Origin of the sequence: Shewanella frigidimarina, assembly GCF_003797125.1 — a bacterium.
Lineage (GTDB): Bacteria > Pseudomonadota > Gammaproteobacteria > Enterobacterales > Shewanellaceae > Shewanella > Shewanella frigidimarina.
This window is the reverse complement of record NZ_RKKE01000016.1, coordinates 1-12,235: the sequence shown is the minus strand read 5'-3', so window position 1 is coordinate 12,235 and position 12,235 is coordinate 1. Positions and strand designations below refer to the sequence as shown.

At 40.7% G+C, this 12,235-nt stretch carries 8 protein-coding genes and 2 tRNA genes; 2 read left to right on the top strand and 8 right to left on the bottom strand.

Going from position 1 to position 12,235, the window contains the following annotated elements; genetic code table 11:
• The first annotated feature begins 50 nt into the window (after window positions 1-50).
• Both EGC86_RS20820 and EGC86_RS20815 read left to right on the top strand, forming a co-directional pair.
• Window positions 51-127 (top strand) — tRNA-Pro (locus tag EGC86_RS20820).
• Between the two features lie 63 nt (window positions 128-190).
• Window positions 191-267: transfer RNA gene (locus tag EGC86_RS20815), tRNA-Pro, on the top strand.
• Window positions 268-420: 153 nt separating this feature from the next.
• Here EGC86_RS20815 and EGC86_RS20950 read toward each other — a convergent pair.
• The 8 genes from EGC86_RS20950 to EGC86_RS20780 all read right to left on the bottom strand — a co-directional run.
• Entirely contained in the window at window positions 421-594 is a 174-nt protein-coding gene (locus EGC86_RS20950; protein WP_165872479.1) for a hypothetical protein, read from the bottom strand.
• A gap of 254 nt (window positions 595-848) precedes the next feature.
• Entirely contained in the window at window positions 849-2,771 is a 1,923-nt protein-coding gene (locus EGC86_RS20810; RefSeq protein ID WP_123778899.1) for a bifunctional diguanylate cyclase/phosphodiesterase, read from the bottom strand.
• A 7-nt stretch (window positions 2,772-2,778) separates the two neighbouring features.
• Window positions 2,779-3,429 carry a transglutaminase-like cysteine peptidase gene (locus tag EGC86_RS20805; protein WP_123778898.1) on the bottom strand — a complete coding sequence of 217 codons (651 nt, stop codon included), beginning with the start codon at window positions 3,427-3,429 and terminating at the stop codon, window positions 2,779-2,781.
• An 82-nt stretch (window positions 3,430-3,511) separates the two neighbouring features.
• Window positions 3,512-4,114, bottom strand: a complete 603-nt coding sequence (locus EGC86_RS20800; protein WP_011635921.1) for an OmpA family protein — start codon at window positions 4,112-4,114, stop codon at window positions 3,512-3,514.
• Complete coding sequence (locus EGC86_RS20795) at window positions 4,114-5,466, bottom strand: TolC family outer membrane protein (RefSeq protein ID WP_425376056.1); 1,353 nt, start codon at window positions 5,464-5,466, stop codon at window positions 4,114-4,116. Before EGC86_RS20795 ends, EGC86_RS20800 begins: the two co-directional genes overlap by 1 nt.
• A gap of 79 nt (window positions 5,467-5,545) precedes the next feature.
• A complete protein-coding gene (locus EGC86_RS20790; RefSeq protein ID WP_011635923.1) occupies window positions 5,546-6,928 on the bottom strand; it encodes an HlyD family type I secretion periplasmic adaptor subunit in 1,383 nt (460 codons plus the stop codon).
• Window positions 6,925-9,102: a type I secretion system permease/ATPase gene (locus tag EGC86_RS20785; protein ID WP_123778896.1), complete on the bottom strand. Its 2,178-nt coding sequence runs from the start codon at window positions 9,100-9,102 to the stop codon at window positions 6,925-6,927. Before EGC86_RS20785 ends, EGC86_RS20790 begins: the two co-directional genes overlap by 4 nt.
• 83 nt (window positions 9,103-9,185) lie before the next feature.
• A partial coding sequence (locus EGC86_RS20780; protein ID WP_123778895.1) for a type I secretion C-terminal target domain-containing protein occupies window positions 9,186-12,235 on the bottom strand: 3,050 nt, incomplete at its 5' end.

Here is a 12,235-nt window from a genome sequence, read left to right as displayed (position 1 = left end):
CAGTTAATATTTTTCAATTGGCTTACCGCTCAAAAATTAAAGATAGATTTCGGTGATTAGCGCAGCCCGGTAGCGCATCTCGTTTGGGACGAGAGGGTCAGAGGTTCGAATCCTCTATCACCGACCACTTTTATGTATTCCAGTTAATATTTTTCAATTGGCTTACCGCTCAAAAATTAAAGATAGATTTCGGTGATTAGCGCAGCCCGGTAGCGCATCTCGTTTGGGACGAGAGGGTCAGAGGTTCGAATCCTCTATCACCGACCAATTAACAAAAAAGCCACTCTAATGAGTGGCTTTTTTGTTTTTCGCGATCTGATTGGTCATTATAATCGTATATTTGATTACTTAATATTGTGCATTAAAAGTGATGAATACCAATTACATCAGCTATTTATATTCGCTACCCTCATTAACTATTCATATTAACGGCGCTAACAGGGCCAACATACAATATTCCATGTCGTTTCCATATCTTTTAACCGCAACGTCGTAGCGCATCTGTTGTAAGTGGGTGGTTGATACAATCCCGCCAACGATAGACATAAATGCCTCTACACTGCTATTTAGGTTGTCAGAGTCGTGCCATGGCATGGCTAAACTCCATAGAGCAAGCCTTGGTAGTCGATTAAGTCGCATCACGCCTGTGGAGTTGACTGACTCATGCTTAAGCTTGAATGAGTTCTCCAGAGCCGCGTAGTACGGCTAGTACAGTGTTATCACTGCTTGGATAACCTCATAGATGACCTTAGTGAGTTTGTCGTCTGTAAATAACTCTGGATATAAAAAAACCACTCCGAAGAGTGGTTAGTTTTAGTTGGTCCAACTGTTTAATATTACTTAGAGACTTAGAGCTTCACATTGACCGGCGGTACAATAAAGCCTTGATAAGCATCGACTCTGAGTTCAGTAAATCGTGTTAACTGCTTTGCTTCTTGGATCCCCGTGACAATCACTTGAATATCTAATCCTTTAGCTACATTCACTAAAGCACGACATAATTCACTGTTGTGTTGATTCTCTTCAATATAAGCAAATGACTGGTCTAGTTTGACATAATTTGGACGCAGGCTTTGCAAGTAGGCCATTGAGCCGAATTGACGGCCAAAATGATCTATACCAAACTGAGCACCAGAATCTCGAATGACTTTGCAGAGATTTTCGCAAGATTCTAAATCGCTATATACACTCGCCTCTGGGATTTCAAAGCAAATACGTTCAGCGTATTTATTTGCCCGAAGAAACTGCTTTAGCCAAAGATGAAAATCAACATCGCTTATGCTCTGATAAGTAAGGTTGATGGCGACGCGTTCATAATTGCGCTCGAGTAAACGATGTTCATTGACTGTTTCTATTAAACAACGATCGAACATAGTGCCTAGTGAAAGTAATTCTATGTATGGTACAAACTGACCTGCGTGCAAGATTGTGTCGCCAATTTGCAGTTGGCAATATAGCTCACGCTGACAAATTTCATCTTTGGCACAAAGTTGGATCGGCTGCCAACGAAATTGGAATTTTTTGTTCTTTATGGCATGACTTAAATTATTGCGCCATTCTTCACGGGTAAACAGCTGCTTTTGGGTGTTCTCAAACCAATGGAACACTTTGTCGTCTTTAATGGACTGCTGGAGTGCGTTATCTGCTTGTGCCAACATATCTGACACTGTCATTTGTCCTAGACGTTCTGCGACACCAATATAAAACTGTTCGTTTGGTTTACAGCCAGCTTTAGATATTTCTTTATTAACAGTACGTATGAGGCTTTGTAAATACTTAGCCAGTTGGTCATGTTCACAGTCTTCAACAAGGAAGGCGAATTCATACGCTGCAATGCGGGCGATAACAGAAGAAGCTATTTCATCTTGATGGTGTTGCAGCTTTTCAGCCAGTATGCGAATAGTCTCATCGCGAACTTGGAAACCGTATTTGCTATGTACATCCTCTAGCCAATCCATTTTGACTAAGTAAAGTGCGCCTGTACTGGGTTCGCTTAACCAACCATTAACTCGACTGACCATATATTGTCTATTTGGTAGCGCTGAGACTTGATCAACAAGATTTTTCTTTCTTAATGCAGAGACTTCTTCGTCAAGAGAATTAAATACTTGTTTTAATTGCGCTGACATACTGTTAAATGCGTTGACTAGCTCTTTAAGCTCCCTCGTTTTTGGCGTTGGCATATCGGGGCCAAATTGTTGTGCTGCTATTTGCTTGGCATGTAAGGAAAGTGTGTTTAAAGGTTTTAAAATCCAGCTTAATCCCACTCGCGCAAATATAATGGCGATAAGAAATAAGATTGAAAATAGAATAATAATGTCGGAAATAATCCGCCATAATTCCTGATAGCCAAACCCTGGGTGAGCTGTAATTTCAAGTGTAGCAAGCTGTAACCAACCAGAGGTAATAGTAGTTTGCTTTTTAATGGTTTTAAACAGGTTAAGATTGATAAACCATTGGGGAATATTTTCGACTTTAACAGAGTTATTCCACACTTGTTGCTTACCATCCACTAACCAAGTTAATTTGATTTGTTGATAATAGCCGCCTTCAAAAATAACATTGACTAATGTTTCTGCACCGGCATCATCACCAGCTTCTAAAACAGGAGTAAGCATTAATCCTAATGAATTACTGGCATTATTGAGATCAGATTCCATTTGTTTGGATAAGAAACCTTGGGTTTCTGAAAATTGTACATAGGCTACGCTTGCAATCGTTAACAAGAAAAGCCCGAAAAGTAACGCATAGATCTGCCTGAACAGGGTCATGTTGTCACTACTCCATGTTGAGTTTGGGTTGGCGTAAGCGGTCTACACCTAATCTAAGTTTAAGGTCAGTCCATTTTTCAAGGCGTGATGATGAACCAGCTAACACACCTCGACCTCTTTCTTTATTTAGCCATAATTGTTTACCGTTAAAACTGTAAACAGGCAGAAGATCTTTTCGTTTCGTTGCCGATTTTATGGTTTTATCCAAATTATCGAGCACTAACGGAATCGAATTTGGCTTTTCGTAGTACGCTAATACCATATGATACTGATTCAGCGATGTGGCTTTTACCATAGTGATTCGGAGTTTATCCTCCGGGATACCAAGCTGGAGAAGGGTAAAATACTTTGCGATCGAGAAGTCTTCACAATCGCCTCCGTTAACCCCAATAAACTCCATCGGTGATGCCCAATAATTGGAATCACCCCATAGTGTTTGATCATCAATGAATCGAAATAAATTAAAAAACTGATTAACTTTTTCTAACTTATCAATTTCAGCAAGTTGTTGCGAATCATTGACGATTTTAAACCAAGCGTTTGCTCGTAATCCTGCTCGATCGCCATAACGTTTCGATAAAGCCGACACGGTTTTTTGCTGATTTAATTCTTGTGTCGGTGCGGCATATAAACATGAAACTAAAAGGGCCGATGTCATAATAAAAATATGACAGACCCTTTTATGCAACAATGTCGTTACTTTGCTGTCGTCGCGACTCAACTAATCAATGCCTTGTCCGTTAGTCAATCTGCTCATCAACTGTGTAGATATTCCATCTCATTTCTGGAATGGTGTCATCGGCTGTGACTTCCGCTACCACACGGCGATTACGTTCTTCTGCTTCTGGTGTACCACTGTTATCGATAGGGCGATCAAAACTATAACCCGTCGCGTTTAGACGGCTTGGATCGATACCAAATGTGTTTTCTAACACTTCAATAACCGCTTTAGCGCGTTTTTGAGATAACGCTAAATTAAGCTCATAGCTACCACGTTTACTTGTATGACCTTCAATCGTTACCTTAGTGGTAGGGTAGGTTGTCATAACATTAGCGACGCGTTCAATTTGGTTATAATACTGAGGTTCGATAACCACGGAATTATTACTAAAAAGGATTTTTAAGTCTTGGCGTTCATTGATATCTTTGATGCTACCACAACCATAGTTGTCGACAGCAGCGCCAATGAGCGTGCTCGCACAACGCTCTCTGGCCATTATCACACCATCACGATCACTGTCGGCAAGATCAAAATTTTGTTGTGTAGAAGCATTAGACTCGACAATATCGTTTACTGAACAACCTGTTGTAATCAATGCGAGTAAAATTATCAAATATTTCATTATTTAACACCTCCCTCATATTCATGCTCACCACGCCATTCTCCTGGACGTGTAACTCGAAGTGAGTCCAGTAGATCTCCTGTCGCATTCAATACTCGATAGCGAGCTGCAATTTCATCATACTCGGTTTGCAAGTAATCCTTACGCGCTTCAAATAGTTCATTCTCGGTATCGAGCAAATCGAGCAGAGTACGTTGGCCCAAGTTAAATTGTTGCACATAAGCCACTTGAGTCTGCTTTGCTGCCACAACATGTTCACGGATGAACTGTTTTTGTGGGGCTAGCATTTCATAAGCATTCCAAGCTAAAGAAACACCCTCAACAACTTGGCGGTAAGCACGTTGTTGGATCTCTTTTGCTTCGTTGACTTTATAGGCTGTTTCTCTGTCTTTTGAGACGTCTTTACCACCTGAGAAAAGGTTATATTTAACTCGAACCATAGCAACTAAATCATTGTTATAGCCGTTAACATTTTGGCTGTTAATTGCGCTGTAGCCATCTTCACCGTCAGTATCATTATTCCAGTTACCATTAAGTTCCAGGCTTAATTGTGGAAAATAGTTGGCTTGGGCTGAGCTACGCTCTTTTTTTGCGGCATTAATATCGCTTTCTGCTGATTTTAATACTGGGTGTTTCGATTTTGCTGCCATGAGGCCTTTATCTAAACTTTTTGGTAGCATATCGGCATCAGGCACTGGCAATATTAAGTCATCAGGCTTTGTTTCAACAATTCTGATATAAGCTGCTCGAGCATCTTCTAAATTGTTTTGAGCCGAAATCACATTGGCGTTTGCGCGGGCAAGACGACCAGTGATTTGCGATAAATCGGCAATTGATCCTAAACCAGAGTCAGTGCGCTGTTTTATTTGATCGTAAATCTCTTTATGACTCGCAAGGTTTTTCTCGGAAAGTAATAATACTTGTTCACTACGGATGTAGTTCAAGTAGACCTTTGCAACATCCAATGCCATATCTTCAGCTGCAGCAAATAATGCCCACTGGTCAGCACTAGCTTCAAACGAATAACGATCGACTTCGCTACTAGTATAAAAACCATCAAACAGCATTTGTTTGATACTAAAACCGGCTTCGCCACGTTCTAAATCAATCATACCGTCATTATCAACATCGCCTTGGCCTACCTTACGACGAGTTGAAGGGCTATCGGTTTGCTCCCAGCCATAGCCCGCAGAAATATCTACGGTTGGCATATAGCCTGCTACTGCTTGATTAACTTGCTCTTCGCGCGCTTTAAAACGATTAAAAGCAATACGTAAGTCTGGGTTTGTGTCTAGCGTATGCGCAACAGCTTGCTCAAGAGTCTGGCTTGAGGCAGTTGGCGAGACCAACATTAATAAAGCAAGAGCAACAGCGCTTAGCTTTATTTGTTGATTTATAATAGTTGTCATTAAAAAACCCTCCTGGTTCTTCTTAGCGCTCTCTAAGGGCGGTATCTTTCGCTCTTAAAATTGGATTTAAAATGTACTCAAGTATGGATTTCTTTCCCGTAATGACATCTACTGATGTGAGCATTCCAGGGATTATTGGCATCTCTGTGCCATCGTCTTTCATTAAACTGGATTCTTGTGTTCGCACTTTTACAATATAGAAGCTGTTGCCTTCTTCATCCTGTGATGTATCGGCACTAATGTGTTCAACGGTTCCTTTTAGCCCGCCATAACGGGTAAAGTCATATGCGGTGACTTTTACGATAGCGGGTAATCCTGGGTGTAAAAAAGCAATATCTTTAGGAGTGATTTTGGTTTCTATCAGCAGTTTATCTTCTGATGGAACAATTTCCATAATCTCTTCGCCTGGCTGCACAACGCCACCTAAGGTATTAAAGTTAATTTTTTTAATTGTTCCTATAACCGGAGAGGCAATGACAGCTTTACTGACCTTATCAAATGCGCCTTTTTGTGCCTGATTCATACGTGATAATTTGGTTTGCATTTCATTAAGCTGTGCACGTAAATCAGTGGCATAAACAAATACGGCTTCTCGGCGCTTTAAGATGGCTTCATCCATAGACGCTTTCACTTTTGGACGCAAGAGTCTAACCGATTGTAGTTCACCTTGAATATCATTTACCGTACGCTCAAGTTTGAGCAGTTCAACTTCAGGAACAATGCCTTTACGAGCCAATGGGCGAGTTAACTCAAGCTCGCGAGATACTAATTGATAACTTGTCGTAAGGGTACTAATTCTAGAGGCTAACTCTTCAATTTCTTGTTGGCGCTGTTGGATCTGACGTACAAGAATTTCTAATTGGTTGCTTAAATTATCCAATCGAATCGAATATTCTTCTTGTTGACGCTTAACCAGTTCTGGCTCTTCGTCAATAATGGTCTGCGGAAATACCAAGTTTTGTTTGGTTATTTTGACCTGTTGGCGCCAGTCTGAAGACATATCTGAAATAATAATACTGTCTAATTCAGTGCGCATACGAATAATATTAGTTTGTAATCCGAACACTTCTTGTTCTTGTTGGTCGAAATCCGAGCGGAACCGAGTGTCGTCAATCCGGGCTAAAGGTTGTCCTTTAGTGACTATCCCCCCTTCTTGGACATAGATTTCCTGTAAAATTCCGCCATCTAGACTTTGGATAATTTGAATCTGTGAAGACGGAATCACTTTACCGGTTCCTGATGTCACCTGATCTAATTCGGAGAAGTAAGCCCAAATAAAAAAACACACCATCATGGCGGCCAGTGACCAAATGATAAGACGATGTCCTGACGGGGCATCGGTCATCATGGCACCATAAACGTCATCAACCATTTCTAAGTCGGCTACGGTAAGATGCTTACTCATGAGTTTTGGGCTCCAGCAATTGTCCCTGCATTGAGTTTAGCTAGGACTTCATCTTTAGGACCATCAGCCACTACATGACCACGTTCGAGCACAATAATGCGATCGACTAGATTTAATAAATGCATCTTATGGGTAATGAGTAATAATGTTCTGTCGCGACTAACCAGTTGCATTGAGCGAATAAACTGTTTTTCTGCTCTAGCATCTAAGCTGGCAGTCGGTTCATCCATTAATAATATCGACGGATCATTCAATGTTGCTCTGGCTAAGGCGACGGTTTGCCGTTGGCCACGACTGAGTGACAAGCCTCCTTCACCAACTTGTTGATCTAAGCCTTCGGACTCTAGGTTAGTAAACATACTGACACCAGAAAGCTGGATAGCTCTTATTAACTGATGTTCAGTCACTTGCCGAGAACCGAATAAAATATTGTCGCGAATAGTACCGTGAAACAAGGTGACGTCTTGAGGTAAATAGCCAAAGTTACGTCTAAGATCGCTTGGGTGAATTTGTCCTGCATCTAGGCCATCATAGCGAAGGCTACCTTGAGTCGGTTTGTACAGTCCGAGTAGTAATTTGGCTAGAGTGCTTTTACCTGAACCATTACGGCCGATAATGGCAATACGCTCACCGGGATTAATCTGTATTGATAAAGGGTGTAAGCTTGGTTTTTCGGAGCCAGGGAAGCTAAAACTGATATTGTCAGCTTCTATTTTCCCCATAAATCGTTCTTTGCTGGCTAGATTTCCTTTGTCTTCAAACTCATCTTCTTGTTCCATAATGGCGTCTAATTGGCGCAGTGAGCTGATGGTATGATTACCTCGAGTAATTAACCCTGCTAATTGTGCCATCGGAGATATCGCTCGGCTAGATAGCATTACCGCAGCAATGATCCCACCCATGGATATTTCGTTTTCAGCGAGTCGATACACTCCTAATATCACCACTAGGACAACGGTTAATTGCACCATAAAATTAGCAATATGGCTGACATAGTTAGACAGTTTTTTGGTTTTGAGTTGCCAATTGGCTGTATGGCCAATCATTTGTTGCCAGCTTTTTTGTACTAATCCTTCGGCACCATTGGCTTTAATTGACTCTAACGCGGTTAAACTTTCAATCAAATGGCCATGCTTTAAACTGGCAAAGCGATTACTTTCTTCAATTGCTTGTTTCAGTTTAGGTTGTAGATAAAAGGTGACTGCAATAATTACTAAGCTGCCAATCACCGGAATAATGGCTAAATCGCCTGCAACAATATAAATGATGATCACGAATAGTAATGCAAATGGTAAATCAACTAACGCAGTAATGGTTGCGGAGGTTAAAAACTCCCGAATACTGTCAAACTCACCTAGCTGCCTGGCCATACCTCCGACACTTGGTGAGCGTTTAGATAATGGAATACCAATGGCTTTTGCAAATAATTTTGAAGAAACAATAATGTCGACTTTTTTACCTGCGATATCGATTAAATAGCTGCGTAATTGGCGCATGATAAAGTCGAATATGTAGGCAATACTTGCCCCAATGGCTAAAACCCATAGTGATTCAAATGCAAGATTGGGCACCACTTTATCATAGACATTCATAATAAATAGTGGCGAAACCAATGCAAACAGGTTGACCAATACTGAGGCTATAAGGGCATCGCGGTAAATAGGAGCCGAGTCTTTAATACTTTGTAGCAGCCAATGCGTACTGCTGTCATGCAGGTGAACATCAAAACTTTTGTCACCACGATAATCTTGTTTAACTAAAAATAAGTAACCTACATATAAGGTTTCTAAGCCTTCAATTGTCAGGGTATCTTCGCCGCCCGTTTCAGGTAATTGTATAACGGCTTGGTCTTGCTCTAGATCAATCTCTCTTAGAATACAGGCCTTTTTATCTTTCAATAATAAGATACAAGGTAATAATATTTCAGAGATTTGATTCAAATCTTTACGTGATAATTTAGCTGATAGCCCAGCCCTTGCCGCGGCTTGAGGAATTAAATCGGGCGTAATGACTGCACCAGACAAAGGAAGACCTGCCGCAAGGGAATCTATTGAGCAAGGACTTCCAAAATGTTCAGTTAATAAAACCAAACAATCGAGTAACGGATCGACGGTTACCCGCTGGGAAGCAGATATCGTCCACTGCTCACTTTTGTTAGACGCAGTTATAGGCACCTAATCATTATCCTTAATGTCTATTGTTAGAGTAATCAAATATGCGCCACATAATACTATGTGACGCAGTCAATGTGTTGTTATTAAGGAATAATATTTCCATTATGTTGATCAAATAGATCAGCATGACTGGTTCCTGGCGACGGTGCAGGGTTGACGGTTGCAGTATCTACAATGAGTGCACCATCATTAAGTAAACCATTAATGATCACTCCGTCTGTGGTGCTACCGTATTCTTGCGACAGGTCGACACCATCCAGAACAATAACTTGGTCAATACTACCATTATGGTCGGCATCGATAGAAATTGTCGTGCTGCCATTATTGAACGAGAAATCTAAGTAGTTATCTAAATCGCCGTTTTGTTCATTCTGCAATAAATCACTGATATGAAGGGAGTCATTATTGACTTCGAAGTCTTTAATCGTATCGGTACCAGTATCGCCCTTAGACCATACAAACGTATCGTTACCCAGGCCACCAATTAGCGTGTCATTACCTAAGCCGCCAATAAGAACGTCATTACCTTCACCGCCATAGATAACATCGTTACCACCCTGGCCAAACAGAATGTCGTCACCAATACCGCCATTGAGAATGTCGTTACCATCATTTTGGTTGTTGATATTAAATTCATTCACATGGTCACGAATGTAATCATGCACGGCTCTTACATCTACGTCGCCAACGTTTTGGCCTGTTTTATCTGCAACATAGGTTTGTAAAGCGACATACCCTTGCTCTGATGAACCGCTAAATCTAACTAAGTCACCAAAGATAATATCATCACCTTCATTGCCGGTAGTGTCGTCGTCACCTTGTGATTGAAGTGTCTCAGAACCTGTGATGACACTTGATAAATTAGATACATCAATCGATGCGCGCACATTTCCGTCGGTATCGTATAGCTTAAGATTAGCTTCGCCTACAGGTGTCGAACCATCAGCAGCTTTCAAACTAATAGCTTCTACTTCAGATACTGCTGCTAAAAGGTTGAATGCATGTAATGCTTCATTTTGAGTGTTTGTCGTACTTGTTGAATCTGTATCGCTGTACGAAGCAAACTTACCGTTACTAGTGAAAGTCATTTTTCCTAGTGTTTTACCAGTATAAATAGAGTACACATTACCATTAGCGTCGACCACTAGCTTGCCATCAAATTTGAGTATTGTACCTTTACTATAATTACTGCCCATCAAAGAACTTAATGATACATATTGAGAAGCGTTGACATCATAGCCAATTAATATTTTAGTTATGTCTGTTTCAATTGTACTGCGATTAACTGTACCGTCGGTGATGAAAAATGACAAATTATGCCCGATATTTTGTTGAACAGTACTGCTACTAAACCAATTTATTGCAGCATCAAAGCCTGCTTCATAATTAGTCCATCCATTAGCTGATAGTGAATTTAATTTACTCACTAATGATTGAACTGCATTTGGATCGTCCATGTTTACGGATATTGAAATATTCGACCCTGTGGCAAAGTTGGTTAGCAGCACATTAACAACACCGCTATGGGATCCAGTAGCACTATCGGCTAATGAATTGAATACCGACTCTAATTGCAATTTTGCTGACGCAATTAGATTCGACATACTGCCAGAGGTATCTAATATAAATGCAATATTGTAGTTCTCTCCAGCAACAATCTGTAAACCTTGCTGATCACTAACAATAATATCGTTATTTGGTGTTCCTTTAATAACGTCATTGCCAGGATTACCGTTATAACTGACGTAAGTGGAGCTAGCGTCTGCTTCTCCAACAATGTTAATCGTCACAGTCGCTGTGTCAGTAGCGCCATATTGATCAGTTACAGTATAAGTAAAGGTATCAGTTGCAAGTTGCCCAGCGGTAAGTGCTTCAAATGAATCGTTTGTGTCATAAGAATAAGTACCATCACTGTGAATAGTTAATAATGCACCACTAGGTAATATCACCACTTGACCATCTGTAACTATTGCGCCATTTACACCTGTTAGAGCAAATGTATGCCCTTGGGCATCTATAGCAAAGTAATTAGAGTCATTGTTAAGTAGACCTTGATTTGCGTTAGAAATGGTCAATATACCATCTTCCGACACTAAGTAGGTTCCCATAATAGCAGGACCAGATGCGGCAACATTTGTTAGGAAATAATCAGATGAGTCAGTTAATGCTGCGCCACCATTTGCTTCACTAATGGTTTTAGTTGCTTCAAATACCAGTTGGTCGAAGACAATATTACCGGTATCAATACTGAAAGTACCTGCGTCACCTGAAGTCGTCTTAAACGTATCACTTGCAACTAATTGACCATTGTAATAAGCCTTCCAAACACCTTGTTCACCATTATTTTCATTAGAGAACATGTTTGAAACACTGAATGTCGCCTTATTAACTAAACCATTAAAGTCAATCACAATTGATTCAGATGTCGCGGTAGCTGAATCATATTCGATTTGTCCGGCAATTTGACCTGAAGTCCTTGGTGAACCTGCGACACCGAGTTTGTTAGTACCAGATTCTATGTTAATTACACCCATTGAGCCATCAGCTGTACGAGCTGATATTTTCATTAAGCTCTCGCCGTTTGACTGAGGAATGGTCCAAGCGTTAGTTGCACCTGCAGTCACACTAAATGATGTACCAGGAAGGTCATCATTAGCATCAACATTGTTAAGGTCAAAAGTAACAATTGCAGTATCAGTTAAACTGCCATCACTTGTTTCAACCTTTAAATTGATTTGGCTGCCATTGTCGTAGTCAATTTTAGTTGTGTCATTAACTGAAATCACACCAGTCTGAGCATTAATGATAAATGCACCATCTTCACTTATTAGACTATTTGATCCATTAGCAAGCACAAAAGAATAAGACAATGTGTCGCCGTCTATATCAGTATCATTTCCGGTATTCGCTTCGTTAACATTATATACATCAGTGCCATTTGCAATTGAATCATTGATTGTGCTGCGATAATCAACAATTACAGGGGCCTCATTGACATCAAGCTCGGTGAGGGTGACGTTAATGTTGGTGGTGTTGACGCCATCAGAGGCGCCGACGACTAAATTGTGCACGTTAGCCAGGGCTTCAAAGTCATTGGCCACCGCGGCAACGCCGGCAGGGGTCAAGCTGATGA

Bases quoted from the DNA above. Each gene is read 5' to 3' on its own strand.
- EGC86_RS20795 (WP_425376056.1), bottom strand. From the start codon at position 5,466: ATGTTGGTCTCGCCAACTGCCTCAAGCCAGACTCTTGAGCAAGCTGTT.
- EGC86_RS20800 (WP_011635921.1), bottom strand. From the start codon at position 4,114: ATGAAATATTTGATAATTTTACTCGCATTGATTACAACAGGTTGTTCA.
- EGC86_RS20810 (WP_123778899.1), bottom strand. From the start codon at position 2,771: ATGACCCTGTTCAGGCAGATCTATGCGTTACTTTTCGGGCTTTTCTTG.
- EGC86_RS20805 (WP_123778898.1), bottom strand. From the start codon at position 3,429: ATGACATCGGCCCTTTTAGTTTCATGTTTATATGCCGCACCGACACAA.
- EGC86_RS20950 (WP_165872479.1), bottom strand. From the start codon at position 594: ATGCCATGGCACGACTCTGACAACCTAAATAGCAGTGTAGAGGCATTT.
- EGC86_RS20790 (WP_011635923.1), bottom strand. From the start codon at position 6,928: ATGAGTAAGCATCTTACCGTAGCCGACTTAGAAATGGTTGATGACGTT.